The organism is Agrobacterium sp. BT-220-3 (genome assembly GCF_025910175.1).
GTDB lineage: Bacteria > Pseudomonadota > Alphaproteobacteria > Rhizobiales > Rhizobiaceae > Agrobacterium > Agrobacterium oryzihabitans.
This window is the reverse complement of sequence record NZ_JAPAIX010000002.1, coordinates 418,864-445,243: the sequence shown is the minus strand read 5'-3', so window position 1 is coordinate 445,243 and position 26,380 is coordinate 418,864. Positions and strand designations below refer to the sequence as shown.

The 26,380-nt window shown below is 56.7% G+C and carries 24 protein-coding genes and 1 tRNA gene; 14 read left to right on the top strand and 11 right to left on the bottom strand.

Annotated elements, in window-relative coordinates; all coding sequences use genetic code 11:
- Window positions 1-158 precede the first annotated feature (158 nt).
- Window positions 159-1,211 (top strand): acyltransferase family protein, encoded by a 1,053-nt coding sequence (locus OK142_RS08590; RefSeq protein ID WP_498682192.1) that lies wholly within the window; start codon window positions 159-161, stop codon window positions 1,209-1,211.
- Between the two features lie 133 nt (window positions 1,212-1,344).
- On the opposite strand, the gene OK142_RS08585 is transcribed toward OK142_RS08590, so the two are convergent.
- Entirely contained in the window at window positions 1,345-2,679 is a 1,335-nt protein-coding gene (locus tag OK142_RS08585; RefSeq protein WP_498682191.1) for a hypothetical protein, read from the bottom strand.
- Between the two features lie 481 nt (window positions 2,680-3,160).
- Between OK142_RS08585 and OK142_RS08580 the strand changes: the two genes are divergently transcribed.
- From OK142_RS08580 to OK142_RS08560, 5 genes are read left to right on the top strand one after another with little or no spacing between them, the layout of a single operon-like run.
- A complete protein-coding gene (locus OK142_RS08580) occupies window positions 3,161-4,396 on the top strand; it encodes a glycosyltransferase family 4 protein (protein ID WP_498682189.1) in 1,236 nt (411 codons plus the stop codon).
- A gap of 48 nt (window positions 4,397-4,444) precedes the next feature.
- Complete coding sequence (locus tag OK142_RS08575) at window positions 4,445-5,518, top strand: acyltransferase family protein (protein WP_498682188.1); 1,074 nt, start codon at window positions 4,445-4,447, stop codon at window positions 5,516-5,518.
- Window positions 5,518-6,996 carry a lipopolysaccharide biosynthesis protein gene (locus OK142_RS08570; protein WP_498682187.1) on the top strand — a complete coding sequence of 493 codons (1,479 nt, stop codon included), beginning with the start codon at window positions 5,518-5,520 and terminating at the stop codon, window positions 6,994-6,996. Before OK142_RS08575 ends, OK142_RS08570 begins: the two co-directional genes overlap by 1 nt.
- The gene (locus OK142_RS08565) at window positions 6,989-8,317 is read left to right on the top strand and encodes a polysaccharide pyruvyl transferase family protein (protein WP_498682186.1); all 1,329 of its coding nucleotides are present in this window, start codon (window positions 6,989-6,991) and stop codon (window positions 8,315-8,317) included. The genes OK142_RS08570 and OK142_RS08565 overlap by 8 nt, the downstream gene beginning before the upstream one ends.
- Before the next feature lie 8 nt (window positions 8,318-8,325).
- On the top strand, window positions 8,326-9,543 hold the full coding sequence (locus OK142_RS08560) for a glycosyltransferase family 4 protein (protein WP_498682185.1): 1,218 nt from the start codon (window positions 8,326-8,328) through the stop codon (window positions 9,541-9,543).
- Window positions 9,544-9,593: 50 nt separating this feature from the next.
- Here OK142_RS08560 and OK142_RS08555 read toward each other — a convergent pair whose 3' ends face one another.
- The 3 genes from OK142_RS08555 to OK142_RS08545 form a co-directional block, all read right to left on the bottom strand.
- Window positions 9,594-10,382 (bottom strand): metallophosphoesterase family protein, encoded by a 789-nt coding sequence (locus OK142_RS08555; protein WP_082185542.1) that lies wholly within the window; start codon window positions 10,380-10,382, stop codon window positions 9,594-9,596.
- A gap of 260 nt (window positions 10,383-10,642) precedes the next feature.
- Window positions 10,643-11,248 (bottom strand): transglutaminase-like cysteine peptidase, encoded by a 606-nt coding sequence (locus tag OK142_RS08550; protein ID WP_498682184.1) that lies wholly within the window; start codon window positions 11,246-11,248, stop codon window positions 10,643-10,645.
- A 145-nt stretch (window positions 11,249-11,393) separates the two neighbouring features.
- On the bottom strand, window positions 11,394-11,666 hold the full coding sequence (locus tag OK142_RS08545; RefSeq protein WP_498682183.1) for a hypothetical protein: 273 nt from the start codon (window positions 11,664-11,666) through the stop codon (window positions 11,394-11,396).
- Window positions 11,667-11,722: 56 nt separating this feature from the next.
- Here OK142_RS08545 and OK142_RS08540 point away from each other — a divergent pair, with 56 nt between their 5' ends.
- Together OK142_RS08540 and OK142_RS08535 are read left to right on the top strand one after the other, a co-directional pair.
- Window positions 11,723-11,932 carry a hypothetical protein gene (locus OK142_RS08540; RefSeq protein ID WP_498682181.1) on the top strand — a complete coding sequence of 70 codons (210 nt, stop codon included), beginning with the start codon at window positions 11,723-11,725 and terminating at the stop codon, window positions 11,930-11,932.
- A 50-nt stretch (window positions 11,933-11,982) separates the two neighbouring features.
- Window positions 11,983-12,540: an HNH endonuclease gene (locus OK142_RS08535; protein WP_035242856.1), complete on the top strand. Its 558-nt coding sequence runs from the start codon at window positions 11,983-11,985 to the stop codon at window positions 12,538-12,540.
- A gap of 30 nt (window positions 12,541-12,570) precedes the next feature.
- Here OK142_RS08535 and OK142_RS08530 read toward each other — a convergent pair whose 3' ends face one another.
- Window positions 12,571-13,086, bottom strand: coding sequence for a disulfide bond formation protein B (locus OK142_RS08530; RefSeq protein ID WP_498682180.1), 516 nt, complete (start codon window positions 13,084-13,086; stop codon window positions 12,571-12,573).
- A 269-nt stretch (window positions 13,087-13,355) separates the two neighbouring features.
- Window positions 13,356-13,440, bottom strand: a tRNA-Leu gene (locus tag OK142_RS08525).
- Window positions 13,441-13,735: 295 nt separating this feature from the next.
- Here OK142_RS08525 and uppQ point away from each other — a divergent pair.
- The gene (gene uppQ / locus OK142_RS08520; protein ID WP_498682179.1) at window positions 13,736-14,368 is read left to right on the top strand and encodes a polysaccharide biosynthesis GNAT family N-acetyltransferase UppQ; all 633 of its coding nucleotides are present in this window, start codon (window positions 13,736-13,738) and stop codon (window positions 14,366-14,368) included.
- A gap of 46 nt (window positions 14,369-14,414) precedes the next feature.
- Here the strand turns inward: uppQ and OK142_RS08515 are convergent, their stop codons facing one another.
- The 5 genes from OK142_RS08515 to secA all read right to left on the bottom strand — a co-directional run bounded on the left by OK142_RS08515 (window position 14,415) and on the right by secA (window position 22,199).
- On the bottom strand, window positions 14,415-15,686 hold the full coding sequence (locus tag OK142_RS08515; RefSeq protein WP_003500218.1) for a GNAT family N-acetyltransferase: 1,272 nt from the start codon (window positions 15,684-15,686) through the stop codon (window positions 14,415-14,417).
- 8 nt (window positions 15,687-15,694) lie between these two features.
- On the bottom strand, window positions 15,695-17,110 hold the full coding sequence (gene uppV / locus OK142_RS08510) for a Wzx-type polysaccharide biosynthesis protein UppV (RefSeq protein ID WP_498682177.1): 1,416 nt from the start codon (window positions 17,108-17,110) through the stop codon (window positions 15,695-15,697).
- A 57-nt stretch (window positions 17,111-17,167) separates the two neighbouring features.
- On the bottom strand, window positions 17,168-18,370 hold the full coding sequence (mdoC, locus tag OK142_RS08505) for a glucans biosynthesis protein MdoC (RefSeq protein WP_498682176.1): 1,203 nt from the start codon (window positions 18,368-18,370) through the stop codon (window positions 17,168-17,170).
- A gap of 82 nt (window positions 18,371-18,452) precedes the next feature.
- Entirely contained in the window at window positions 18,453-19,346 is an 894-nt protein-coding gene (locus OK142_RS08500; RefSeq protein WP_082185554.1) for a DMT family transporter, read from the bottom strand.
- Between the two features lie 135 nt (window positions 19,347-19,481).
- Entirely contained in the window at window positions 19,482-22,199 is a 2,718-nt protein-coding gene (secA, locus tag OK142_RS08495; RefSeq protein ID WP_498682174.1) for a preprotein translocase subunit SecA, read from the bottom strand.
- Window positions 22,200-22,441: 242 nt separating this feature from the next.
- On the opposite strand from secA, the gene OK142_RS08490 reads away from it, so the two are divergent.
- From OK142_RS08490 to OK142_RS08470, 5 genes are all read left to right on the top strand, one after another.
- Window positions 22,442-23,305 carry a peptidylprolyl isomerase gene (locus OK142_RS08490; protein ID WP_082186050.1) on the top strand — a complete coding sequence of 288 codons (864 nt, stop codon included), beginning with the start codon at window positions 22,442-22,444 and terminating at the stop codon, window positions 23,303-23,305.
- Between the two features lie 92 nt (window positions 23,306-23,397).
- Window positions 23,398-24,639: a bifunctional glutamate N-acetyltransferase/amino-acid acetyltransferase ArgJ gene (argJ, locus tag OK142_RS08485; protein WP_498682171.1), complete on the top strand. Its 1,242-nt coding sequence runs from the start codon at window positions 23,398-23,400 to the stop codon at window positions 24,637-24,639.
- Window positions 24,640-24,657: 18 nt separating this feature from the next.
- The gene (locus OK142_RS08480) at window positions 24,658-25,434 is read left to right on the top strand and encodes a GNAT family N-acetyltransferase (protein ID WP_216332987.1); all 777 of its coding nucleotides are present in this window, start codon (window positions 24,658-24,660) and stop codon (window positions 25,432-25,434) included.
- A complete protein-coding gene (mutT, locus tag OK142_RS08475; RefSeq protein ID WP_003500233.1) occupies window positions 25,431-25,844 on the top strand; it encodes an 8-oxo-dGTP diphosphatase MutT in 414 nt (137 codons plus the stop codon). The genes OK142_RS08480 and mutT overlap by 4 nt, the downstream gene beginning before the upstream one ends.
- 159 nt (window positions 25,845-26,003) lie before the next feature.
- Window positions 26,004-26,318: a hypothetical protein gene (locus tag OK142_RS08470; RefSeq protein WP_498682167.1), complete on the top strand. Its 315-nt coding sequence runs from the start codon at window positions 26,004-26,006 to the stop codon at window positions 26,316-26,318.
- Window positions 26,319-26,380: the final 62 nt, after the last annotated feature.

Below are 26,380 nucleotides of genomic sequence, written 5' to 3'. Positions count from 1 at the left end.
GATGGGTTACTCAATATCAGTGTTGCGCGATCTTCGTTGCCGGTTACAGTGGGTGTGAATGCAATCTGCGAAAACGCAAAGAATCGGCTTCATTTTATATTTTTTATGCGCCCTTTTAAAATGATAATTGAATTGTAGTATTTTGAGGTTTTGTATTAATGATAGTGAATCTTCAGGTATTGCGAGCCGCCGCCGCGCTTTTGGTATTCTTTCATCATTTCATACCGGTGATCGGTCGTGTTTTTCCCGATGTTAGAAAATACGAGGGTGGTGCTTCCGGTGTGGACATATTCTTTGTCCTGAGCGGGTTTATAATGGTCGTCACAACCTATAATAAGGACGTGGACCCTTTTAAGTTTTTGATGAATAGAGTTGTGCGAGTCGTTCCGATTTATTGGATGATGACATTATTAATCGTGTCTCTTTTTATCGTCGGCGCTCGGCCTTTGGGCGTTATGGAGTTGCAGCCAAGTTATGTTTGGAAGTCATTGTTTTTTATTCCCTTTGAACGTGGGGGCTTTTGGGAGCCGGTGCTGTCTGTAGGCTGGACACTGAATTATGAAATGTTTTTTTATTTTGTATTTTCTATTTTGATGTTTATACGAAACTCTCAATATAGATTAATTTTTCTTGTGTTTTTCCTGTTTTCTTTAGTTGCTTCAGGTCTCATATTTCCGTTCGATGATTATTTCAAATATTATAGCAGTCCCGTAATTTTGGATTTTGCATTTGGTGCTGCCTTTGGGGCGTTTTTCTCCGGCCTCAGAAACGATTCGATTTTAGTGGGGCCCCGAGGCTCTTGGCTGCTTATTGTTTTGGGAGTTGTTATTATCATCTCGACTAGTTCTGGATTCAGCCTCTACAACAATAACATATTACGTCCCCTGACCTGGGGCGTTGCCGGGATGTTACTTGTGTCAGGCTGTGTTTTTCTCGAGCGGAACGGTTACGTCGCTAAGCACTGGTTTTTATTGAGTTTGGGAAATGCTAGTTATTCCATCTATTTAGTGCATAATTTAATGATTCAAATATCAATGAAAACCGTAGCGATGACGGGGCTGTCTGGTCTTGCGTTCCTGCTTTTTACGGCCTTTTTCGCCTTGGCGTTGACCACCATATTTGGTTTGGCCTCATATCGATTTATTGAAGCGCCTATCAACCAAGCCTATCGGAAGAGAAACAAAGTCCGAGATTTATCTCTGCAACATTGATCAGTTGGACTTGGTTTATCCGAGAAGGCGAGTCCGAACAATGGCGTTGGTTCGCGTTTGACCACCGCCAATCCGCACCAAGCATGTTTATTGAATCGAAAGTCGGCGACCGGGAATTTTCATCCGCTCACCCTCAAAATACTTCCAACACAGTGAGTTGATCGCTGACGGGAAGCCTATATTGCCCTCCTTGCGGCTGAATCACGCGCTGGCTTACGGACCCATTGTCGTGGAACCTGTGTGCGATGACCTGGCTATGCGGGCCGGTCACCGAGAAGATCGAGGGACGCTCCTCTGGTAGGCTTTCGATCTGTGCTGGCCATTGCCAGCCCCGAAGTGCGAGCCAGACCGGCACAAGCGACGCGCCGTCGGGTCTTGTCAGCCGCAAGGATACCCTTTGAAGGTCGTTCTGGAGGAAATCGATATGGCGTTCCACTGGCCCTGGCCCTGTCGGCCGCTTTGCCTTGCAAAGCGAAAGCAGTGCGCGGACGGCCTCGTAAGCGGGCGTGCGGCTCAAATCGTGGCGCAGCAGGCCAAAGGACGTTTCGGGATTTGTCTCGTCGTCAGTGAAGCTGGAGACCATCTCGTACATATAAGACCTGCGGATGCCGCTTATGAAAGACCATAAAAGCATGCGAGGCATATAGCGCGCCTTGATGCCTTCGGTCACAGGAAAATGGAAGCCCTTGGTCTTCAGCGAGGTGTGGTAGCCGATCTCTGTGGCGAGTATCGGCCGGCGCGGCGCGATGGGCGCCGATGCGGTCACAAATTTTGAAAGCTCCCCCGGCCCGGTCGTTTCGGGATGTTCCATGCCGGCATAGGGGTGAATGTTGCCGAAGTCGCACGTTTCCCCAAGATTCTGCGCAAGCGGTATGCTCGTCTGGATATAGCTCGGTGCAACAACGCTAACGGCGTTCAATCGCGGATTGGAGCGGATGGTTTGGTAAAGGGCTGCCTGATGTTGCGCGGAGCGGCGCGGCGCGTTCTGAGGATCCTTCGTCAAAACCGGTTCGTTGCCGCCTTCGAAAAGATCGATACCACCATCGCACCAGTCGTAAAAATCCTCAATCCTACGGAGCGGTGTGGCGAAATAGGGGTTGAGATCGTCATAACATATGATGGTGAGGCGAATGTCTGCCGCAACAATTCGGCGCAGGCGCTGAAAGGCTGGACTGTCACGGCGGTCTGCCGCGGTAATAAAACCCTCGTCACGCAGGTGGCGTACGCCAAGGACTTGCATTTCGGGCAGGATACGTTCGAAACCTTCTAGATAGACGCTTTTCGTGCGGGCAAAGTGACCGCACACGCCGACGCTGTCCAGAAAGGCTTCCGCGTCAGCATGAACAACAGTCTGTCCCTGCACGGAAGTGGAACGCAGCCCCGTCGCGGCGACCAATGCGGCAGGTGCGACGGAAAGAAGACCACGCCGTGTCAGACGGCCCATGGCAATCGGCAGTTTTCCGTTCATCTGCGTCTCCTGGCAATCCGGGCGAAAGTCTATCGTAGCCGCTATCGGGCGAGATGGCGCTGGTTTAAACGGCAGCGAAGCCTGTCAGAATGTCCTGAAAGTTTTCGGCATTTTCGGTCGCCATCAAATCCATTTTTCTGAAACAAAATAAATATATAAAGCAGTAATATTTCGATCTGGTGTGGCGGAGATTTCCTACCTGAGCCCAGACATTTCTCATATAAAAAGAGCCTAACACGAGACCGGTTCTTTTCGCAACACGGGATGGCTTTTGCCGCGCCGCGAAAAAAAATGACTTGAAATGGCATCAATTACCGTGCTCTTTAAAAGCAGATTTTTGGTTGTTCATATTTTCAAGCGTTAGATCTGTTCCGTCTTTGTATTTTTGCAAATGTCCATTTGTTCTCGATCGTTCGGGGATATGGGCGAGGCCGGAGTGGATGTCATAAATTTTCGATGAAGGAAAATAGAGCGTATCCGCATGCGAATTCTCCATCTCAGCAGCCTTTATCCGCCGCATATTGTTGGTGGATGCGAACGCTCGGTCGAACATCTCGCCGAGGAACTCGTCTCCATGGGACATGACGTCGGCGCCGCCTGCATAGAGCGGCAGGCCGAACCCAAAACGGTGCGCAACGGCGTCAGCGTTTACCGCATGTTCCACAACAACGATTTCTGGCTCGAGGACTGGCCTCAATATACGCCGCAGCAAAGGCGCATGCAGAAGCTCAAGCAGCAATGGAATTTCGACGTCGAGAAGCAGTTCGAAGCTGTTCTTGACGATTTCAGGCCGGATGTTCTCAACACCCATTCGCTGCTGGACGTGACAACGCTGGTGTGGCGCGCGGCCCATAAGCGCGGCATTCCGATTGTTCACACAATCTGCGAATATGATCTCCTGTGCGGCAACGCGGCGATGTTCAAGGGCGGCAAGCCCTGTGAGCACATCCATCTCGGCTGTCAGGTGGTGAATTTCACCAAGAAATTCACGCAGCGTTATATTGGCGCGGTTGCAAGCGTCGGCACGGAAATCCTGAAGACGCATGTTAATCACGGGCTATTCCATCATATTCCGGAAAGCCTGCGCCGCGTCATCTTTTATTCCTGCACCGTTCCGGATGGCGATCCCGTCGCACGCCGGCAGATCGACCGGGCCGGACGGCCGCTGACCTTCGGTTATATAGGCCGCATCAACACCGAAAAAGGCGTCGGCAACATGGTCGATGCCTTCAGGGAAATCGGCCATGGCAACTGGCGCTGTCTGGTTGCCGGCCAAGCCATGGACGATTCCATCGAGCGGTTCAAGGCTCAGGCCGGTGACCTGCCGATCGAGTTTATCGGCTGGGCAAAGCCCAAGGAATTTTTCGAAGAGATCGATGTTCTCATCGTCCCATCCTTTTGGGCAGAACCTTCGCCGCGCACGATATACGAGGCCTATGCCATGGGCGTGCCCGTTATCGGTGCCGCATCCGGCGGGATTCCGGAACTGATTGGCGAGATCAACCACGACTGGCTGTTCGAGCCGGGCAATGCCGCAGATCTTGCCGCGCGTATTCGTCGCGTACTCACGCTTTCGCGCGAAGAATTGCCGACCGAGGCGGATTTCGGAAACATCGTCGAGGAGTCCACCTCGCGGCGAGTGGGCGAGAATTATGTGAAGCTTTACGAGGACGTGCTGGCGAAGCAGGGCGAAAACCGGACCTTGCGCGCATCATAGTCGGCAACTGACGCCGTGTTGCCAAGGGCTTTTCGAAGGAAAAAGCAGATGGAAGCAAGTAATAAATTACGGTTTCTAATGCTTGATTTTTACCGGTTTCTTGCTGCGGCAGGCGTCGTTCTGTTCCATGTCAACAGCATAGACAGCCGGGCCAAATCGGTCATCGATGTCGGAAGTTTCGGTATTTTTGTCGACTTCTTTTTTATGTTGTCAGGTTTTGTTCTTTTTCACAATTACAAGGACTTGCGCCTTGGTGTGTCGAATTATTTCACGTTTCTGGTTCGCAGGTTGGCACGAATCTATCCGCTCCATATCGCAACAATGACAGTCTTGCTATGCATATCCGTCGTACCGTTGTTACCAATAAGTATCGTCGAATACCGGGATGTCGTACTGAACACCTTTCTTATGCAGGCATGGGGGCTGACAGATAAATTGACGCTCAATCATGCATCCTGGTCCATCAGCGCAGAGTTTTTCTGCTACCTGCTCTTTCCGTTCATTGTGGTGATGATCCGCAACGTCAAGATTTACGTTTCCGCTCCGATTATCCTCATTGTTTTTTATATTTTTTCACGCGATTGGCTCCCCATTTGGGAACAACCAGGTGGAATGTATGGTGCCAATTATGATTTTGGCATGCTTCGCGCTCTACCGAGCTTTCTGCTGGGCTGTCTCATATACAAAATCTATCAGCAGATGAACATCTCAAGCGCCCTGTTCCTGTATCTGGGGTTTTCCACGTTTTTATTCGCTGCGTGGTGGATGTTCCGGCTTTGCAATCCAAATCATATAATGGTGCTATTGGCGTTTTCGATCCTGTTCACAGCCGTAGGGGAAAGAAGCATTTCCTACTCCAAGAGAGTCGCATCCTTTTTGGCAAAAGCCGGCGATTGTTCCTACGCAATCTATATGATTCACGGGATTCTGTTTGTCACGTTGTTCAAGTTCGTTTGGCGGGCGCTGGGAGAACCCATCGAATTCTTGCTGCCTTATTTAATCGCGACGATTATTTCTCTGACCTTCATGAGTTACGCCGTTTTCAGAGGGTTCGAAAAGCCAGCGCGTAATTTCATTAACTCCAGTTTGGCGCCACAGCCAGCTTTGCAGGCGGCTAATTGATGACCACTTCAAATTCAATAGGCAGCGCGGCGGTTCGGGGAGTTTTCTGGTCCATCGTCCAGAACTGGGGAGGGAAGCTTTTTACATCCGTCCTCTTCATCGTTCTCGCCCGTTTCCTCAACCCCACAGATTACGGTATGGTCGCGACTGCGGGGCTGGTTCTGATGCTGATCCAGATGCTGTCGGAATTCGGGTTCGCGGATGCGATTGTGCAGAAACGCGATCTGGAGCCGAGCGACGTCAATCTGCCATTCTATGTCTCGGTCGCGGTTGCGACGCTGCTGGCCATCGCTGTTTGTGTGTTTTCGCCTGAACTGGAAAGCTGGTTCGAGGTGGATGGGCTGGCGCCGATCATTGTGGCGATCTGCATATTGCTGCCGCTGAATACCGCCTCGCTTTTTCAGGAAGTGAGCTATCGGCGTGCACTCGCCTTCAAGCCGCTGGCGATCAGAACGTTCATTTCGAATATTATCGGCGGTGTCTTTGCGATTGTTTTCGCCATAACGGGCCTCGGCGTCTGGAGCCTTGTCGTTCAGGGCTATGTCGCGACCGTCGTCAACCTCGTTTGGCTGTGGCGGAAGCCCTACTGGCTCCCAGGGTTTACGCTCAGGCCTGACAGTTTTATCGGATTGCTTCGCTTCGGTTCGTCGGCGCTCGGCTTGCGTATCGTGGAGTTCGCGTCAACGCGCCTGATCGATTTTATCATTCTGGGACGTTATGGCGTGGCTGCCTTCGGGCTCTACACAGTTGGCAGTCGCCTTTACCAACTTATGATGCAACTGCTTCAGTCGGCACTTTATGACGTGTCACTGACGGTGCTTTCCCGTGTATCGCACGAGCGTGAGCGCATGGCGGAGCTCTACAAGCAGTTGATCGCTATATCCGCAATCGTCTCGACACCGGCCTTCGTACTTTTTGCCGCTTTGGCGCCGGAGATCTGCCGTGTGCTGTTCGGGGCGCAATGGCAAGGGGCGGATGAGATCGCGCGGCCCCTGCTTCTCCTCGGCGCCCTGCAATGCGTGCAGTTTCAAAACGGCCCGTTTCTCTCCGCACGCGGAAGCCCGAACAAGGTCTTGATTGCAGGTACCGTCAAGTCTGTCGCAACAATCCTCATGATCCTCCTGATACCAACAGACAGTATCGGTGAACTCGTCGTCGTCTACGTCTTCGGGCAACTGGCATCCACGCCCTTCACCTTCTTTTTTGTCTCGCGTGAACTGGATGTTCCGCTCCGGCGCATATTTCTTGTGCTGCTACCGAGTTTTGCCGCGAGCGGTTTGTGCTTCGCGCTGGTTCACTGGATGCGACCTGAAATCGCCGGACTGGGCCTGGGCGATTTCATATCCGGCATCCTGCTCGGATCCACCTTCGCCGTCACTTACTTCTTGCTCATGGCGTTGGTTGCCCGGACACAGGCTCGATCGGCGCTGATGTTCGTCATGAGCAAGGTGCTCTCACGGAAGGAAGCGCATGCGTAAACTTGTCAAAAAGATACTCCCCGCACCGCTGCATCGTGAATGGGTGAAATACAACGAGCGCCGCAACCGGGAGCCCACCATAGACAAGTTCTTCAAGGCTCTGCAGAAGGAGAAGCGCAAGTTGCGATCTGCGCGCCCTGCGGGCAATGTTCTGAAGCGTCTTTTGATTGTGGCCTGCGATCCCAGAACCGTGTTCGGTTCCATCGGCGATGATGCGATGATCACTGCAGTGGTACAACACGCCCGGGCAATAAACGGTCGTGTCGAAGTCGATGTCGTCGTCAACGGGTTGGAAAGTGCCGATACCTTGAGCGCGCGCGGCTTTGTTCCAGTTGATATCTTCGGAAGGCCTGATTTCATCAGCGCTCTGCAGCAGCAATTCAAAACAAGAAAATATGATTGTGTAGTCGTTGTCGGTGCCGACGTCATGGACGGCTATTACAACCCACTGGTGAGTGCGAAACTGCTGGCTGCCGCGGATCTGGCGGCAGCGGCGGGAATTAAAAACGTCATCCTGGGCTTCAGTTTCAATGAAACGCCTCATCCCGCTCTGTCGATGTTTTACAGCGCGCTTCATCCTGACGTCGCGATTAATGTGCGCGACCCCGTGTCCCTTGGTCGTCTGAAATCCTTCGCCAAGACAAACGCCGCGCTGGTGGCCGATTCAGCGTTCAGTCTTGTTTCTTCTGAGCCCGAAGAGGACACGAGCGCCTGGATCGCTCAAAAGCGTGCCGAGGGCTACAGGGTCATGGGGTTCAACCTGCATCCCATGCTGTTCAAGGACGCGGATCGCAACCAGATTGACACGATCATCGCGCGTGGAGCCGAAGCGTTGCGGTTTGTGGCTGATGAACGGCCGGTTTGCTGGTTGCTTATTCCGCATGATTACCGGGAGGGTTTTGGCGACCAGTTCTGCCTTCAGGCCATTTCCGGACTTGTGCCCTCTTCACTGACTGAGCGGGTTCGCTATCTGGATGGTCAATGGTCGGCCCCGGTCCTTAAGGGTATTGCTGGTAAGCTTGATGGGATTGTTAGCGGTCGAATGCATCTTGCCATAGCCGGGCTTGGCAAGGGCGTTCCCGTCACATGCATCGCCTATCAAGGAAAGTTCGAGGGGCTCTACCAGCATTTTGGTCTGGCCGCATCCGAATTGCTGTCGCCCTCCGCCTTTTATACGGATCAAGGCCTCAAGGACGCCTTGCTGCAATTTGTCGATCAGGCTGACGACATTCGCGAACATGTGAGGCAGAAACTGCCTGAGGTACTTCGTCTGTCAAAAAACAATTTTCAATTATTCGAAACTTTTTCCAGAGAACGTTGAACGATAATATGAAAATCGCTTTTATCTCAGCCATCCCAGCCGTGCCTGCGAGCGAGGGAAACCGCAGCAGAATCCTCCAGCTGACCCGAGCCGTAAGGTCGCTCGGTCACGAGGTTCATTTCGTTTATGTCGACACGCCGATGGTGCTGGATTTTGAGGAAGAGGCTCACGCCGCGGAATTTACAAGCGCATGTTTCCATAAAATAACCCGTCGTCGGGAGGGCTGGCAAACTCGATTCATCGAGGATTTCAGTTTCAAGTTCAGTCACAAAGCATTTCGCGGCGTCCGAAAGGTTCACCGGCTTCTCGGTCACGATCGTGGTTTCTACAATTATCTGGACGAGTTCTATTATCCGGAAATAGGCCGGCAGGTTCGGGATATTCAGCGTGGGCTGGGGATCGACGCCGTTATCGTGGAATATGCGTTTCACTCGAGAGCTTTCCTGGGGCTCCCGGATGATGTCCTTCGCATTCTCGACACCCACGATTCCTTTGCCGACCGCCATAAGGCATTCATCAATACCGTCAACAAATATGGCTACTGGTTCTCGGTCCCCCCGCAGGTGGAATGCAAGGCCTTCCGTCGCGCTGATGTGGTTGTCGCCATCCAGGAGGAAGAGGAGCGCACGTTCAGACAGCGGCTGGGCAAGGAGCCGCCGGCTGTCGCGACCATCAGTCATATTCTCGATCTTGATGGAAGAGTTGAAGACCTCGCCTCGAGCGATTTCCTGTTCCTCGGCTCAGGCAATGATGCCAATATTATTTCCCTGAATGCATTCCTTGATAACGTCCTGCCTCTCATCAGGGCGGCGCGTCCGGATGTTCGTCTGGTCGTGGCCGGTAGCATATGCGGCAAGATCGAAGACAGGGAAGGGGTTGTTAAACTTGGCCGGGTGGACAGCCTGAAGGATGCGTTTACACGCGCACCCCTTTCGATCAATCCCATCGCGCTTGGCACGGGCATCAACATAAAGCTGCTCGATGCGCTGGCAGCCGGTATTCCCACGATCAGCAGCCGGACCGGCGTAAGGGGGTTGCCTGAGCGCTATCGCAGCGGTGTGGTCGTCGTGGAAGACAATGATCATCAGGCTTTTGCCGAGGCTATCCTGCAGCTCTCCGCCAGTCGGGATCAGCGTGAGGCGCTGGGAAACAAGGCGTTTGAGGACGCTGTGGAATGGAACCGCCAGCAAATGACGGCGCTCGGCAACATTCTCAGTGGCAGGTAACCTTGATTTCAGGCAAATCGCGATCGTCGTGACGCGACCCACCGCCATGATCAAATCAGGTACAATCCCGCATCCGATAATTTCAGCACAGTAAGCCTGCCGGTCGTAAAAGCGCCGGTGTCGATGCCGATGCGTTGCGGGCCGCTTTCCGGTTCCGCGACCGGCGTGTGGCCGTGGATGACGAGAAGGTCGAGGCCCGCACCTTCCGAAAGGAAGGGTTCCCTGATCCACAGCATATCCTCATCGGTCTGCATCTCGAGCGGTATCCCGGGCCTCAAGCCGGCATGCACGAAAATGTAAGGCCCGATGCGGGCGTAGATTGGCAGGCTGGACAAAAGCTGGCGGTGGGTCTGTGGGACTGCGCCGATCAGTGCGTCCTTGAACGGCTGAAGCCGCAGGCGACCCTTGTGCAGGAAATAGTCTATATCGACGCCGTAGGACAGAAGCGTCTGGCGGCCCCCGAAATCCAGCCAGTGCATGTTGTCTTGCGGATTTTCAAGAAAATCGCTGAATAGCTGCTCGTGATTGCCGCACAGAGCAATGCGACGCAGCGGCGCCGGCGGCGGTTGCAGCAGATGCTGGAGAACACCGCAGGAATCGCGTCCGCGATCGACATAGTCGCCAAGGAGAATGACCAGAGCGGGGGAAGAACTGCCTGCCATGTCCGCGAGGATTTTCCGTTCCGCCTGCAGCAGCAGATCAAGGCTGCCATGCACATCGCCGATGGCGTAGATCGGAAAGGAGACCGGCCTGTCGCCAAGGTCCAGTCTGCGCCGCCTCCGGTCGTCGCGGGGGGCTGGCTGCTTACGACCGCGAATCCAGTTGAACACCTTGGGCATAGCTGGCGATACTGTCTCTCCGGCACCAGGTCAATAGCGTTGAAGGCGGATGCCTGCTGCCCGCCAATAGAGGGTTGGTTAGAGGGCTTGCTGGCTTCCGTCAAAACCCTTCTGAGGGAGATGTCCAGAGGCGTGTATGGGCTGATGCTGGCGGCATCGACAGCAAAGCAGGCGCCGGTTTTTCGGAAGGTTCAGCGGGGGCAACTGAGGCGCATGGCCCCCTTTCTTGTTCGAACGAGAATATCCCGAAAGGCCCCGGCCTAGAGTTTCAGCCAGACACGCGGGTTTTCATGCGACTGGATCTTGATCCATTTCAGATCCACCGATTTCCACGGCTTGACGACATTGGTGCGGTTGTCCAGCACCAGATCGCCCTGACTTGTGCTGACCACCAGAACGGCGTGGCCGATGCCATCAGTGGTGCGGGCGGTGGCGATGCGCAGGGCGCCTGAGGGCCAGCCGGCGCGCAGGAGGCGTTGCCGCTTGGTCACTGCATAATCATCGCAGTCGCCGCTTGCCGGGTTGAGCTTCCATTCATCCTGTCCGTCCAGTTCGCCGACATAGGCTATCGACGTATTGATCTCCGAGTTGATGCGCTGCAGTTCTGTGCGCTTCTGTTTCGTCAGCTCAACCGTGTCGCGATCGCCAATCCGCACACATTGGTCGGCGGCATTGTCGCAGAATTTCGCAAAGGCGATGGGCGCGATGGTTGGACGGCTTGTGGTCATGAACTGGCCGGGCCGCGATGCGGCGGGGTTCTTTACCAGGCCACCAAGCGGGACGGCAGATACCGTTGTCGCGATACTGACGGATATACCGGTGGCGACTGCCAAAGTTTTTGCCAGACGGAATGCTTTATTCGCCATGTCTTGCCCCTGCACAGTTGTTTTCTCTTGTACCAGGGAAGATAGCGGCCCTTTCTTGCAGGCCGTTTAAGTCGATAGATTGCTTTTTAAGGAAATTGAATTTTATCCTCGGTTGATAAAAGACGGTGAAATCGGTGTTAAAATCTCAGTTGCAGCGGGTTCGGCCCTGGGTGTCGATGATGCAGGTCTGCTGCGGGGCGGCATTGCGCTGGTCGCGCCGGGTCTCCGGCGAGACGCGGTTGCCCGCCGGTGGCCGGTCATAATTGCGATAGACTTCGAAATTGCGCCCGCCGATCGTGCCCTGCGCACCGCCGCGTCCATCCGGCGTGACTTCGAAATTCTGATATTGCTGTGCCTGGGCGAAGGTGGAGAGCGCCGTCAGCATGGCAAAAACGCCGGCCGCCAGACCTTTTCGCAATCCTTCTGCTTGATGCCTGTGCGAGACCATGGCCATTTCTTCCCGTTCACGGAACGATGGTTGATTATATCACCGATGTCGTGTCGAGCGTGAGAATGATTTTTCCGTCCACCAGCCCGAATCGCCGCCGCGCTACCGTTGCGCATCAGCAGATGGCCGGGGAGGAGGCCGACCCGCCGCCCGGTCGTCAGAACGTAAAAAGACGTTTTTTAAGCCGAAAAATTAAGCTCTTCTCCGCTGCATTTATAGGCTTCACAATCCTGTAACAACGGACCTAATATACAAGTGCAGATGCCGAATCGCTCAGGAGAAGCCCTTGACGATTGCAGTTTCACCACAGGCCCTGCCGGCGCTCGTTCTGAACGCAGACTACAGGCCACTGAGTTATTATCCCTTGTCGTTATGGTCCTGGCAGGACGCGATCAAGGCCGTCTTTCTAGACCGTGTGAACATCATTGCAGAATATGATCACGCGGTGTCGTCCCCCAGCTTTTCCATGCGGCTGCCGAGTGTCGTCAGCCTCAAGACCTATGTGCAGCCCACCCGCAACCCCGCCTTCACACGCTTCAACGTTTTCCTTCGGGACAAGTTCGAATGCCAGTATTGCGGCACGCGGGACGAACTGACCTTCGACCACGTGGTTCCCCGCGCACATGGCGGCGAAACCACCTGGCACAATGTCGTGGCGGCCTGCTCACCCTGCAACCTTAGAAAAGGCAGCAAGCTTCCCAAGCAGGCGGGCATGTTCCCGGCGCAGAAGCCCTTCCAGCCGACGGTTCAGGATTTGCACAATAATGGGCGTCTTTTCCCGCCCAACTATCTGCACGAAAGCTGGATGGACTATCTCTACTGGGATACCGAGCTGCAGCCCTGATTTTTTGAGGACTGCAACGCGGCTTTCCGATTATCGGCTTTTACGGCTTGCGCCAAAGAAGGCGATGGCCGCCAGTGTGATGCTTGCAATGACGTTCCAGCCGGCGAAGGAAAGGCCGAGCACCCGAAGTGCGGCGTCGTTGCAGGAAGGTGCCTTGATGGCATTGAGATTGCCCAGCAGGTCGCCGGCATTGGTGGTGATGGACGGTGCGCCGGTGGCGCAGGTGATCGGGCCTTCCCAGAAACCCCATTCCACACCGGCGTGATAAACGCCAAGCCCGGCGCCGATGAGCATCGCCACACCGATGAGGGCAAGCAGCAGGCGGGTGATCTGAACCGGCAGCTTGAAGACGCTGGTGGCAATGGCCAATATGCCCAGCGGAATGGCGTAGTAGTAGGGGTCGCGCTGCAACAGGCACAAGGCGCAGGGCGTGTAACCGCCAATATGCTGGAAGCCGAGGGCTGAGCCCACGGTGAAGATCATTCCCGCCGTTACGCCAAGAGCGGCGAGCGTGCGGCTGTTGTCGGCGGTCGTTGCAGTGGCCATGATGTTTTCCCCAAACTTCGCGAAGAAGCAGATATCCCGAACGGGCTTTCAAAAAGGCGGGCGTGATGGCGAAATTAAGTCGCCAAGTCTCAACGGTGTGTCACAGGATGCGTCTAATCCAGTCCGTCGCTTCTGGCAAATGAAAGCCCGGTAATAAACCAGGTACGTGAGCAAAGTTTCGTGAGGATGCCGGCGGCGATCAGACAATCAAACGGACTTGTGACGATGCCGAGGCAAAAACAAAATAAAATCAATGCTGATTTTGGAAATGGTACCCCAAGCCGGGATCGAACCAGCACTCCTTTCGGAACCGCATTTTGAGTGCGGCGCGTCTACCAATTCCGCCATTGGGGCAACGGTGGTAATTCCACGGCGTCTATCACGGTCAAGGCCATGCGTGCAACCCCAAAGCTGACTTATCCTTCTTAATTGCGCGCGTTTGCGGCCGCCATTCGCTCTCTTTGCGGGGCCTGCAGAGAAGGTGCGGGCGGCCTCGTCCATCCCACATCGATACACCTGCAGTTGCAACGGTAATCTAATATTAGGCACCTCTAATAAATTAGAATATACGCAATTGCTAATTGAATTATGATGTCCGGGTGGAGTTTCCACGCGGGGCGGGATTGGCCTAACTCATATGGAGGAAACTATGAGGGCGCTTTCTCGCAATTTGTTATTGTCTGCCTGTCTGATTCTGCCGGTCAACGCTCACGCGCTGGATATCGGGATCGGCGGTGAGAATGGGGTGAATGCCAGTGTCGGCGGCAATGGCAGCGGTGGGCTCGGTGTCGATGCCTCCGTTGGCGGCAGCAATGGCGTCAATGCAAGCGCTGATGTCGGCGGCAGAAGTGGCGGCGGGCTGGGTGCGGATGTCAACGCTTCGGTCGGTGGCAGCAATGGGGTCAATGCGGATGTCAATGCATCCGTAGGTGGATCGAGTGGTATCAACGCGGGTGTTAATGCCTCGGTTGGCGGCTCAGGCGGCATCAATGCCAATGTCGGTGCCAATGTCGGCGGGTCGAGCGGTCTTGGCCTTGGCGTCGGGGTTGGCATCGGCGGTTCAGGCTCCTCAGGAAATCCTGGAAACCCGGGCAATCCATCCAATCCCGGCAATCCGGGAACGGTTTCTCCCGGTGGCATGCGCAATGCGCTGCAGGCTTATAATGATATGTCACGCACTGAGCAGATCAAGCTCGCCCGCCGTTGCATTGATATTCTGGGCGGCGGCTACGATGCGGCCCTGACGCAATTGTGCAAGATGATCCGCACAGCCTCGCGCTGAGACCGCAGGCACTGAGACCGAAGGGCGTCATCCGCGTCCTTCGGTTTTAATTGCCCTTGCGCCCGAAGGACAGGATCTTCTGCCGCAGGCTGCGGGCGAGGTTGCGGGTATTGCGGTACATATCCACCTGCGTGGAAACCTGCCGCACGTCGCGGTCGCTGTTCTGGGTCAAACCCACGACCAATGTGCCCATTTCCTGACGTTCCTGCCAGAAACGGCTCATGATCGGATGATCGGGCACGGCACAGCTGTCGCTGCGCATGATATTGGCGTCGTCCAGATGCCAGCCGGTCAGTTTCTGCACCAGCAGCTTGCCGGGCGAAAACTGCGCATAGTTTTCGTCAAAGGCGGTTTTCCACGTATACGCCTCGCCGGCCGTCATGAAGACGACCATGGACGCGATGGCGCTGCCGTTGAGATCGATGGTGTGAATGCGTACTGCATCCGCCTCGGCCAGATTGGTGATCGCTTCGCGGGCAAATGCTGCGCGATAACGATCATTGACCAGTGCAGTGCGTTTGCGGCCCTTCCAGCCGCTCGCCTCCAGTGCCAGGAATTCCTCCATCCGGTAGCGGATGTCTTTCGGCTGCCGGGCAACGGTGTAGGTGAGGGGGCCAAGCTTTTCGAGCTGCCGCCACTGTCGGCGCATTTCCCGCATGTGGTGCGGCGCAAGTGAGCCGCGCAGATAGGCCTCGCCGTCGAGAAGGCTCTCCAGCATCGGCCGCTGATAGCTTCCGGTCGTCGTCAGCGGCAGGTTGCGGCTGAGCGCGATGGCTCTGAACATGCTGGCAAAAGGCCCTTCAAGCCGCACATCCGGCAGCACGAGCACATTTGGCAGACGCATCGCCGGGTCCGAGAGCGCATCGAAAAGATTGTCGAGTGTTTCCGCAGCACCTTCGGTATCGACCAGCGGCGTGCCGAGAGGGCCAAAAGGATTGGCCCAGACGCGGATAATGGAAGGGCCGATGGAAAAGCCCGGCTTTTCCACCGTGAAGGGCATCAAAAAGCGCATGCGGCTTCTGGCGCCGTTTTCGTCGCGAATAAGGGCGAAGCGCACGGACTTGTCATCGATGCGCGGCATGGCGGGTGCAAGAAGCCGACCGGTGAAGAAGACATTGGCTTCCATGACGCGGTTGGACAGGAAGTCGAGCTCCTCCTGCATCTCGTAACCGAGCTGGCCCGGATAGATGCAGAATTCGCGGCCCTCGCGTCCCACGCGCCGGCTACTGTCCGCCACGGGGCGGTCACGCTCCGCAGCCGCCATCAGCGCAGCAATGCGCGGGTCCTGAAAATCCGGATTCTTTGGGTCGCTGGACATGCTTATCGTTACACCGCCTTCCCAGTGTCTTGACCCGCCCGGGGATCGTTGAAGGCAAAAAGGACGATCCCGAGTGTACGGCGAATGGCAATATGCAATAGCACAGCTTCTATGCACATGGCTATCGCCACCGCTGCCGCGGCTCCTGTCAGACCATAGACCGGAATCAGCGCCATGTTGAGCAGAATATTACAACCGAAGATAATAATATAAAGCGCCACGCACAATTTTTGTTTGCCGGCCATATTCAACAGTGTCTCTCCGGGGCCGATCAACGCCTTTGCGAGAAAACCGGCAAACAGGAAGAACATCAGCTCATAACCCTGAACGAAGCCGGGGCCGAACAGCGATAGCAGGAAAGGGCCTGCCAGAAGCACGACGCTGCCGACTGCCAGCGACGGCCAGAAGGCCCAGCGCGCCGCCTGGCTGGCGAAACCGGCGAGCCCCTGCCTGTCATTTGCCGAAATCAGGGCGGCGAGACGCGGCGCTGCCGCTGCCTGCACCGAGAAAAACACGAATTGCATCAGCACGATGGTTTTTGCCGCGGCGAAATAGATGCCGACCTGATCGGGCGGCAGATAGAGACCAACGATCACCACATCGGAATTGGTCATCAGAAAACCGATGCCGTCGATCAGGAAAACGGGAAAGGCGAACCGAAGCCAGTGGCGGAAATGGACCTTGCGGGTAACGCTGCGGAAATGCCGGTTGAGCCGGCGGTTCATGAAGGCGAAATGGAAAAGCGTGGTCACATAGGTTGCCATGAGGGCCGTGAGCATCGCCGTCGTCGCGGTCTTTTCAGCGCCGAGGCCGATTGCCACCAGCATGAACAGCAGGATCAGCACAGGACGGACAATATAGGTGGGGCTGAGCGCGGAGATCGCCCAGCCATTGGCGCGTGCGGTGCCGTTCAGCACGTCTCCAAGCGCCACCATCGGCAGGGTGAAAAGCGCCAGCGCAACGGGAATGAGATAATAGTCAGCGATCCGCTCGCCGAAGAAATGGAGAAAGATGAAACCGAACAGCGCCAGCGCGCTCGCCGAGAGCATGGCGAAGATACGCGCGGTCGAGGTCAGGCCCATGATCTTGTCATGGGCTTCCTCCAGACGGTAGCCGGGTAAAAAGCGGATGACGGTGGTGTGGAAGCCGAGACAGGACAGATTGCCGAACAGGATCACCAGAACCCAGACGAAGGCGAACAGGCCATATTCGAATTCGCCCATCAGGCGGGCAAGGATGATCTGAGAGATAAAAGCGATGCCGGCGCTGACGATACGCACTGCGAAGGCGACCAGCGCCATGCGCTGGGCGCGGGAGACGTCATCTCCACCGGAGGTAATGGCAGCGATTTTCGCTCCCAGCGGCGCGAGTTTCGCACGCAGGCCTGCGGGTAGGGCTTTTTCCGCCGTGTTGAGGATAGCCATGATCCACACGCCATCATTTCCAGTTGAGTAGGCAAGCCGATTGTAAGCGCTCTATCATTAACGAAGGGTGTGGGAGGCGGTGACCTGTGTCCCGATATCGTTTGCCACCGGCGGTTTGCGGATGCCGTTGAACAGGAAAAGGGCAAGCGGACTGCGGCGTATCGCCTGATGCAGCATATAGGCCGCTACCGTGGTCGCCACGACGATGATGGCGAATTCGAAGGCAGGTGGCAGCGAGATGAGGATAAAAAGCGTACCGAAGGCATAGATCAGCGGGTGATGAAGCAGGTAGATGGTGAAGGAGGCATCCGTCATCCGTCTGGCAAGCGGGCTCGGCCTGTCGAAATAGCGGCAGGCGAGGTCGATGAGCAATCGGCTCATCGTCACTGCTGCGATTGCCGAGGCCAGAACCAGCATCGCGGAGTTTACGAAGGGATTTTGCAGCCGCAGCGTTACCGCTGTCGCGATCGAGCCTGATGCAACGATACCCGTCAGCATCCCCGTTTGTCGAAAGCGGTGAAAAAGCGCTCGATCACGCCGAAGCAGAGCTCCAATGAGGAAGAACGGCAGGTAGCGCGCATAGGGATCGGAGGCCCGTTCATATATAAGAAAAAGGCTGTTTTCGCTTTTTGCTGCAAGCAGGCCGGAGCCGTAGACCATCCATTCCCAGAGGACGGGAAAGATACAGAGAGCGGTGAAAAACAGGAGCGGATATCGTCCACTCACCCTGTAAAACCAGTCTTTTGCCTCCACCAATGGTGGTCGTTCCAGAAGATATAGCAGGCCCGCAAGCAGAACCGAGTAGGTGATGAGGGCGGGCAGGAACCATAGATGCATGATCCATTGTTCGCTCGGCTGCAGCAGATCCGGCAGGCTCTCCATCATTTGGGTGACGGTGATGTCGCCTTTGGCAATAGCGGACAATTGCAGCATGAAAAGTTGCAACGGCCCAAGCAAGAGCACGGCGACAATGAAGGGTAGGCCGAGCCGAAGGAAACGCTGCCTGAGCCAGCGCATCTTGCCCTTCTTGCTGATGACCATGATCGAGAAATACCCGGCGACCAGAAAAAACGCCGGCATTCGGAAAGTCACGAGTGCTGCGCCAAGCGCGCTCAGAACCGGGCTGGTCTCGAAGTCCTTGATGTCCCAGGGCAGGGCATGGCTATAGAGCAGGGAGGCGTGATAGGGAATGCCGAGCAGCATCAGGAGAGCCCTGAGAGGGTCCCAATAGTGCTCATAATCTGAAGTGTCCGGTTGCATTTTCCCCTCGCGTCGAAAACGCGATCCCCGTGTGATCTGTCACGATCGGCACGACTATTAGTCGAAAACGCTAATAAAGCCTTCATGCACCGGAAGGCGTGGGCGGAGCCTTTCTCTTGGGCAGGAGATCGAGCACCAGGGCGCAGCCCAGAATGATGATGCCGGCGCCAAAAAGCTGGGGAAGCGACAGGGGTTCATCGAGCACCAGGGCGCCGACAAGCACCGCGACCACAGTTACGGCGAACTCCACGCTGATCGCCTTGGTCGCGCCGATCGAGGAGACCAGCCGGAAATAGGTGATGTAGGTAAGGCCGCTCATGACGACCGCCTGGATGAGAAGATATCCGTAATCGACGAGACCCGGTGTTCCGGGCAACGGAACGGCGAGAAGAAGCGGCAGGGTCATCAGGCCGCCCGTCAGGAAGGAGCCGATGGTGATTTCCCAGGAGCCCACCCCTTTCAGGTGAAGGCTCGCATAATTGCTGCCATAGGCGGCGCAGATACAGGCGGCGACGGCGGCGGCGCAGCCGATGATGAAGCCTGTGGTCACGGGTACCGCGGGAAAACCGACAAGCAGGACAATGCCGGCAAAGCCGATGACGAGACCGGCAATTCCCTGCCGTGTCAGCCGTTCGAGCCCCCAAATCTGCGAGATGAGCATGGAAAAAAGCGGAATGGTCGCCACCAATATGGCGGCCATTGCAGTGCCGATCTGCGGCGTCGCGTAGGACAGGCCGATCAGTTGCCCGGCGACCGTCGTTGCGCCGACAACTGCAAAGGCGCGCCAGCCAGCGGAAAATCTCAGCTTTCGCCGCGCCGCCAGCGCGATGAGAAAGAGAGCGACGGCGGTCAGAAGCGAGCGAAGCGTGACCGCGCCTATCCAGCCGAAGGCGGCAACGACATGCAGAAGCAGCAGGAAAGACACGCCCCACGCGAGTGCGAGAAAAATATAGGCGGCGAGATCGCGAGGGGCCATGGAAGCGGTTTCCAGCAGATGATCCGGCTCCCATAGGCACAGCGCCGATGCCAGTCAACAGCAATGATCCGGCGCAAACAAAATCGCCCGTAACGCGGGTTACGGGCGATTTTTCATTTCAGGTCTGCCGCGCTTTTACGCCTGTTCGTAAACGCCGTGGCAGTGCTTGTATTTCTTGCCCGAACCGCAGGGGCACATTTCGTTGCGCCCGATACGGCCCCAGGTGGCGGGGTTGTTCGGATCACGTTCCTCACTTGGAACGAAAGCAACCGGCGCGACTTGTCCAATATGCGACATCTCGTCTTCGCCCGTGACCGGATCGAGGTGGTGCGCGGTCATTTCCGGCAGTTCCGGCTGCTGAGGCTCCTGCTGCACCAGTTCAACGCGCATCAGCTGGGCGGTGACGGCTTCGCGCAGATTGGTCAGCAGCGTCTGGAACAGCTCGAAGGCTTCCGCCTTGTATTCCTGCAGCGGGTCGCGTTGGGCATAACCGCGGAAACCGACGACGGAACGCAGGTGATCGAGGTTGACGATATGTTCGCGCCACAGATGGTCGATCGTCTGCAGGACGACCGAGCGCTCGACATAGGCCATGATCTCGGGGCCGAAACGCTCCGCCCGCTCGGCGGCGTATTTATCGGCAGCCTCGGTGACACGCTCCAGAATATCGTCTTCGGCGATGCCTTCTTCCTTGGCCCATTCCTCCACCGGCAGGTCGAGGTTCAGGAACTGCTCGATACCGGCTTTCAGGCCCGCAATATCCCACTGTTCGGCATAGGCATTTTCCGGAATATGCTTGGTGACGAGCGCTTCGATGACTTCATGGCGCATATCGGCTGCGGTTTCGCCGATATTGTCGGATTCCATCAGTTCGAGGCGTTGCTCGAAGATGACCTTGCGCTGATCGTTCAGCACGTCGTCATATTTCAGAAGGTTCTTGCGGGTCTCGAAGTTGCGGGCTTCGACCTTCTTCTGGGCGCGTTCCAGCGCCTTGTTGATCCAGGGATGGACGATGGCCTCGCCTTCCTTCAGGCCGAGCTTCTGCAGCATCGAGTCCATGCGCTCGGAGCCGAAGATGCGCATCAGGTCGTCCTGGAGCGACAGGTAGAATTTCGAACGGCCGGGGTCACCCTGACGGCCGGAGCGGCCACGCAGCTGATTGTCGATACGGCGGCTTTCGTGGCGTTCGGTGGCAATGACGTAGAGACCGCCGGCTGCGAGCGCCTTTTCCTTCAGAACCTTGATCTCGGCGCGGATCGCCTCTTCCGTGGCGTCACGCTCCGGACCCGGCTCCATGCCTTCCAGCTCGCGCTCGAGGCGCATGTCGACGTTGCCGCCGAGCTGGATGTCCGTGCCGCGGCCAGCCATGTTGGTGGCGATGGTGACGGCGCCGGGAACGCCGGCCTGCGAAACGATATAGGCTTCCTGCTCGTGGTAACGGGCGTTCAGAACTTGGAAATCGGTAAAGCCCGACTGGCGCAGCATATGGGCCAGAAGTTCCGATTTTTCGATCGAGGTCGTGCCGACGAGAACCGGCTGGCCACGCTCATGCGCCGCCTTGATCTCGGTGATGATCGCCAGGAACTTCTCTTCGCCGGTGCGGTAGACCTCGTCATCTTCGTCGATACGCTGGATCGGCAGGTTGGTCGGCACTTCGATGACATCGAGACCGTAGATGTTGCCGAATTCTTCCGCTTCCGTCGATGCCGTACCGGTCATGCCGGCAAGCTTTGAGTACATGCGGAAATAGTTCTGGAAGGTGACGGAGGAAAGCGTCTGGTTTTCCGGCTGGATCTGCACCTTTTCCTTGGCTTCCAGCGCCTGGTGCTGACCTTCGGAATAACGGCGGCCGGGCATCATGCGGCCGGTAAACTCGTCGATGATGACGATCTCGTCGTTGCGGACGATGTAGTCCTTGTCGCGGGTGAAGAGCTTGTGGGCCTTCAGCGCATTGTTGATGTGGTGAACGATGGCGACGTTTTCGATGTCGTAAAGCGATTCGCCCTTCAGAAGGCCCGCCTGCCGCAGCAGGTTCTCGAGCTTCTCGGTGCCGTCTTCGGAGAAGTTGGCCGAACGCTGCTTTTCATCGATCTCATAGTCTTCCGGGGACAGAAGCGGAATGAAGGCGTCGATCGTGTTGTAGAGATCGGAGCGGTCGTCCAGCGGGCCGGAGATGATGAGCGGCGTGCGCGCCTCATCGACGAGGATGGAGTCGACTTCGTCGACGATCGCGTAATTGTGGCTTCGCTGCACCATCTGGGCGCGGTCGTATTTCATGTTGTCGCGCAGATAATCGAAGCCGAGTTCGTTATTCGTCGCGTAGGTAATGTCGCAGGCATAGGCCTCGCGTCGCTGGTCATCATCAAGCCCATGCACGATGACGCCGGTCGTCAGCCCGAGGAAGCCATAAAGCCTGCTCATCGTGGCCGCGTCGCGCTTGGCGAGATAGTCATTGACGGTGACGACATGCACGCCCTTGCCGGCGAGCGCATTGAGGTAAACCGCAAGGGTCGCCACCAGCGTCTTGCCTTCACCTGTCTTCATTTCGGCGATGGCGCCGCCATGCAGAATCATGGCGCCGGTCAGCTGCACGTCGAAGGGGCGCATGTGCAGAACGCGGCGCGACGCCTCACGGGCGACGGCGAAAGCCGGGATCAGCAGGTCGTCCAGCGACTTGCCGTCGGCCAGCTGCTGCCGGAACTCCACCGTCTTTGCCGCCAGCGCTTCATCGGAAAGTGCCTTGGTGGCCTCTTCCAGCGCATTGATGGCTGCGATCTTGCTTTTATAGGAGCGGACGCGGCGTTCATTTGCCGAACCGAACAACTTGCGGGCTATTCCGCCGAGACTGACCATCTTACTGGCCCTTTCTGAAATTCCGTTTTGCCGGGCGCTTTTCTCCGTCACGCCGATTTCAGCACAAATGACGGACTTCGCCCTTCAACGTATCTGGACGCGAGGTTGCGTGACAGATAAGAGGGGGGGCAAATGATGTCAACGGTTCTGCCCGTTACAGAATGGCCACAATCCGGTGTTTGGAAGTTTTTTCAGAGCCGGAAACCATGTCTGGAGCCGGCATTGTCCCCGAAAGGTTCAAAATGTTGCGCTATAATAAAATTGCGGCTGCGGTGATTGTGGCCACGCTCGGCCTCCAGTTCCCTGCTTTCGCACAGGAAGACAAGGTTGTCGCCAAGGTCGGCGATCTGGAAATCCACCAGTCCGAACTCGACCTTGCCATGAGCAACCTCGATCCGCAGCTCGCGCAGCTTCCCGACGAGCAGAAGAAGGTCGCAGCCCTTTCCGGCGCGATCGACGTCAAGCTTCTGGTGAAGAATGCCAGCGCCGAGGGTCTCGAAAAGACCGAGGATTTCAAGAAGCGCATGGAGTTCATCCAGGACCGTGAGCTGCACAATGCCTATTTCCGCAAGCATGTGGTTGACGCCGTTACCGCCGACGAAGTGAAGGCGCGCTATGACAAGGAAGTCGCAGCCCTGCCGCAGGAAGAAGAAATCAAGGCCGCCCATATTCTGGTCGCGAGCGAAGACGAAGCCAAGGACGTCATCAAGCAGCTTGATTCGGGCAAGGATTTCGCAGCCCTCGCCAAGGAAAAGTCGACCGATTCCAACAAGGATGACGGCGGCGATCTCGGCTGGTTCGGCAAGGGCCGCATGGTGCCGGAATTCGAAGAGGCTGCTTTCGGCCTCGAAAAGGGCGCTTACACCAAGGCCCCGGTGAAGACCCAGTTCGGCTTCCACGTCATCAAGCTGGAAGACAAGCGCATCGCTCCGCCGCCGGCTTTCGAGCAGGTCGAGCCGCAGGTTCGTCAGCTTGTCATGCGTGACAAGTACGTTGCCCTCATCGAGAAGGCAAAGGCTGACCAGAAGATCGAAATCATGGATGAGACGCTGAAGAAGGGCTACGACGAAGCCACGAAGGAACAGCAGGCTCAGCCGCAGCAGTAATAACTACTCTTGTTACGGGGCGGCCTAGAGGCTGCCCCGTTTCATCTCAGGCATTCCATACTCCTCGTTTCCAGAATTTCAGGCGCTTCCCCATGTCCGTTGCCGTTTCCCCGCTCGCTCCGAAATCCTATCCCGATATGCCCGCGCTGCGTGGCGTTCGCATGGCGACGGCCGCGGCCGGCATCAAGTACAAGAACCGCACTGACGTTCTTCTGATGGTGTTCGACAAGCCGGCAAGTGTGGCCGGCGTCTTCACAAAATCGAAATGCCCGTCTGCCCCCGTCGATTTCTGCCGCGCCAATCTTGGCGGCGGCGTGGCGCGCGCCGTGGTGGTTAATTCCGGCAATGCCAACGCCTTTACCGGCGTCAAGGGCAAGGCTGCGACCGAGCTGACGGCGAAATCCGCCGCCGCGGCCGTCGGCTGCTCTGAACGTGAAGTGTTTCTCGCATCGACGGGCGTGATCGGCGAACCGCTCGATGCCTCGAAATTTGCCGGTGTTCTCGGCGACATGAATGTCAGGGCGGAAGCCGATTTCTGGCAGGAAGCTGCCAAGGCGATCATGACCACCGACACCTATCCCAAGGTCGCGACCCGCACAGCCGAAATCGGCGGCGTGATCGTGACGATCAATGGTATTTCCAAGGGGGCGGGCATGATTGCTCCCGATATGGCGACGATGCTCTCTTTTGTGGTGACGGATGCCGACATTGAGCCTGCCGCCTTGCAATCCCTGCTTTCCGCCGGTGTCGGCCCAACCTTCAATTCCGTGACGGTCGACAGCGACACGTCCACGTCGGACACGCTGATGCTGTTTGCCACGGGTGCGGCGGCTGAAGATGGCCAGGTGAAGATAACGAGCGCCGATGACGAGCGCCTGTCGTCCTTCCGCGCCGCGCTCAACGATCTTTTGAAGGATCTGGCGTTGCAGGTGGTGCGTGACGGTGAGGGTGCGCGCAAGATGGTGGAAGTCACCGTCACCGGTGCGGAAAACGATGCCGCCGCCAAGAAGATAGCCCTGTCCATTGCCAATTCCCCGCTGGTCAAGACTGCGGTTGCGGGCGAAGACGCCAATTGGGGCCGCGTCGTCATGGCCGTCGGCAAATCCGGCGAAATGGCGGATCGTGACCGTCTCGCCATCTGGTTCGGCGATGTGCGCGTGGCCGTCAATGGCGAGCGCGATCCGGCTTATTCGGAAGCCGAGACCACCGCCGTGATGCGGCTCGAAGACATTCCGGTAAAGGTGGATATCGGTCTCGGCCAGGGCACTGCCACCGTCTGGACCTGCGATCTGACCAAGGAATATGTTGCAATCAACGGCGACTACCGGAGCTGACCGTTGGAGCCGCAAAGAATGCAGGAAAACAAGCCCGTCAATCTGCCGCTGGTGCGCCGTCTGGAAGCTGTCAGCTTCCGGGCATGGCCGGCCTCGTCGGTGATTTATGACGGCAGCTGGCAAATCCGCCTGACGGGTTCGCATCCCTCCAAGCGCATCAACTGCGTGGTGCCGCTCGATCCGTCCGACTATGGAAACTGTGCCGTGCGGCTGGAGAAGGCACGCAAGCGTTTCGAAGATTTCGGCCGTCCGCTGGTGGTGCGTGAAACGACGCTGATGCCGCCGCAGCTCAAGGCCTTCCTTGTGGAGGATGGCTGGTCCGTGTTCGAAGAGGTCAAGGTCATGACGGCTGACCTCGCGGCCATGGAATTGCCGGAAACCCTCGTCAGCCTGCCAAGCCACGATATTGGCCGTTTTGTCGAAGCGAGCATCAAGGTCAGTGACGGTGATCCGGCCCAGCGGCCGGCAATCGCGGAAATCGTCAGTTCGATCAAGCCGACGCTCGGCCTCTTCATCAATGAAGAAGTCGAAGGCAGCGCGCTTGCGACGGTCATCTGCGTGCAGGATAACGATCTTGCCGGCATTCTCTCGCTCGATGTCGCCAAAACGCAGCGCCGGAAGGGCCTTGGCACACAGATTCTGGCGTCAGCGCTGCGCTGGGCGCGGATCAGTGGTGCCAAAAGCGCCTGGTTGCAGGTTGTTTCAACCAACGCCCCAGCGATCGCTCTCTATGAGAAGTTCGGTTTCACCGAGGCCTATACCTATCGTTATTGGCGCAAGGGTGCAGAAGAATGAGCGAAGCGGGCAAAAAAATCCTGCTGGTTGCCGCCTGCGCGCTTCTCGATCAGGACGGTCGCATTCTTCTGGCCCAGCGTCCGGAAGGCAAGTCGCTTGCCGGTCTCTGGGAGTTTCCGGGTGGTAAGGTGGAGCATGGTGAGACGCCGGAGGAAACCCTCGTCCGTGAACTGGATGAGGAACTCGGTGTGAAAACCAAGGTCGCCTGCCTTGCGCCGCTCACTTTCGCCAGCCACACCTACGAGACGTTTCACCTGCTGATGCCGCTTTACGTGTGCCGCCGCTATGAAGGCATTGCGCATGGGCGGGAAGGGCAGGCGATCAAATGGGTGAAGCCGCAGGCTCTGCGCGACTACCCCATGCCGCCGGCCGACGAGCCGCTCATCCCCTTCCTCCAGGATCTGCTTTAAGGCTCAGCCTGCGCCCCTTACATCGTAACAGCTTCGTGAAAAGCCTCTGTCTCCCCCGTTTTGCCGTACCAAAACGGGGCTGCGTTAAGAGATCGTTCAGCACCCTCTGGCAGATTGTTAATCTAAAGAAGCGGTAAACTGCGCGAGACGAGGTTGGTCATGAACGAGGATTTCTGGAAGACGGTGGAAGGTCGTCACTCCTATTCCAACAAATCCCGTCGCACCGGCGTTCTCAATGTCGCGCTGCTTTTCGGGACGGCGGTGATCGCTCTCTCCCTGATCGTAACGCCCATGCTTGCGGGAAAATCATCGACGCGCGTGGCGCAGTTCTCCGACAATTACGACATGATAAGCACCGGCTCGATCAAGAAGACCGATGTGGGCAAGACCTATTCCATCCGCCGCAGCATAACCCAGCCTATGCCCGAGATGCCCTGCGTCGTGACGGGTTACAGCAATGAGACTGGTTGCTGATCGTTTACCATCATCGGTAACGGATTCCTCACGCACTCGGCCTTAAGATAAATCTGATTTCA

What these genes read in the sequence shown, in the direction of transcription:
- uppV (WP_498682177.1), bottom strand. Translation starts at nt 17,110, where the DNA reads ATGGCTATCCTCAACACGGCGGAAAAAGCCCTACCCGCAGGCCTGCGT.
- uppQ (WP_498682179.1), top strand. Translation starts at nt 13,736, where the DNA reads ATGAGGGCGCTTTCTCGCAATTTGTTATTGTCTGCCTGTCTGATTCTG.
- secA (WP_498682174.1), bottom strand. Translation starts at nt 22,199, where the DNA reads ATGGTCAGTCTCGGCGGAATAGCCCGCAAGTTGTTCGGTTCGGCAAAT.
- OK142_RS08540 (WP_498682181.1), top strand. Translation starts at nt 11,723, where the DNA reads ATGGTTGATTATATCACCGATGTCGTGTCGAGCGTGAGAATGATTTTT.
- OK142_RS08470 (WP_498682167.1), top strand. Translation starts at nt 26,004, where the DNA reads ATGAACGAGGATTTCTGGAAGACGGTGGAAGGTCGTCACTCCTATTCC.
- OK142_RS08555 (WP_082185542.1), bottom strand. Translation starts at nt 10,382, where the DNA reads ATGCCCAAGGTGTTCAACTGGATTCGCGGTCGTAAGCAGCCAGCCCCC.
- argJ (WP_498682171.1), top strand. Translation starts at nt 23,398, where the DNA reads ATGTCCGTTGCCGTTTCCCCGCTCGCTCCGAAATCCTATCCCGATATG.
- OK142_RS08550 (WP_498682184.1), bottom strand. Translation starts at nt 11,248, where the DNA reads ATGGCGAATAAAGCATTCCGTCTGGCAAAAACTTTGGCAGTCGCCACC.
- OK142_RS08565 (WP_498682186.1), top strand. Translation starts at nt 6,989, where the DNA reads ATGCGTAAACTTGTCAAAAAGATACTCCCCGCACCGCTGCATCGTGAA.
- OK142_RS08585 (WP_498682191.1), bottom strand. Translation starts at nt 2,679, where the DNA reads ATGAACGGAAAACTGCCGATTGCCATGGGCCGTCTGACACGGCGTGGT.
- OK142_RS08580 (WP_498682189.1), top strand. Translation starts at nt 3,161, where the DNA reads ATGCGAATTCTCCATCTCAGCAGCCTTTATCCGCCGCATATTGTTGGT.
- OK142_RS08490 (WP_082186050.1), top strand. Translation starts at nt 22,442, where the DNA reads ATGTTGCGCTATAATAAAATTGCGGCTGCGGTGATTGTGGCCACGCTC.
- OK142_RS08560 (WP_498682185.1), top strand. Translation starts at nt 8,326, where the DNA reads ATGAAAATCGCTTTTATCTCAGCCATCCCAGCCGTGCCTGCGAGCGAG.
- OK142_RS08530 (WP_498682180.1), bottom strand. Translation starts at nt 13,086, where the DNA reads ATGGCCACTGCAACGACCGCCGACAACAGCCGCACGCTCGCCGCTCTT.
- OK142_RS08500 (WP_082185554.1), bottom strand. Translation starts at nt 19,346, where the DNA reads ATGGCCCCTCGCGATCTCGCCGCCTATATTTTTCTCGCACTCGCGTGG.
- mdoC (WP_498682176.1), bottom strand. Translation starts at nt 18,370, where the DNA reads ATGCAACCGGACACTTCAGATTATGAGCACTATTGGGACCCTCTCAGG.
- mutT (WP_003500233.1), top strand. Translation starts at nt 25,431, where the DNA reads ATGAGCGAAGCGGGCAAAAAAATCCTGCTGGTTGCCGCCTGCGCGCTT.
- OK142_RS08515 (WP_003500218.1), bottom strand. Translation starts at nt 15,686, where the DNA reads ATGTCCAGCGACCCAAAGAATCCGGATTTTCAGGACCCGCGCATTGCT.
- OK142_RS08575 (WP_498682188.1), top strand. Translation starts at nt 4,445, where the DNA reads ATGGAAGCAAGTAATAAATTACGGTTTCTAATGCTTGATTTTTACCGG.
- OK142_RS08570 (WP_498682187.1), top strand. Translation starts at nt 5,518, where the DNA reads ATGACCACTTCAAATTCAATAGGCAGCGCGGCGGTTCGGGGAGTTTTC.
- OK142_RS08480 (WP_216332987.1), top strand. Translation starts at nt 24,658, where the DNA reads ATGCAGGAAAACAAGCCCGTCAATCTGCCGCTGGTGCGCCGTCTGGAA.
- OK142_RS08590 (WP_498682192.1), top strand. Translation starts at nt 159, where the DNA reads ATGATAGTGAATCTTCAGGTATTGCGAGCCGCCGCCGCGCTTTTGGTA.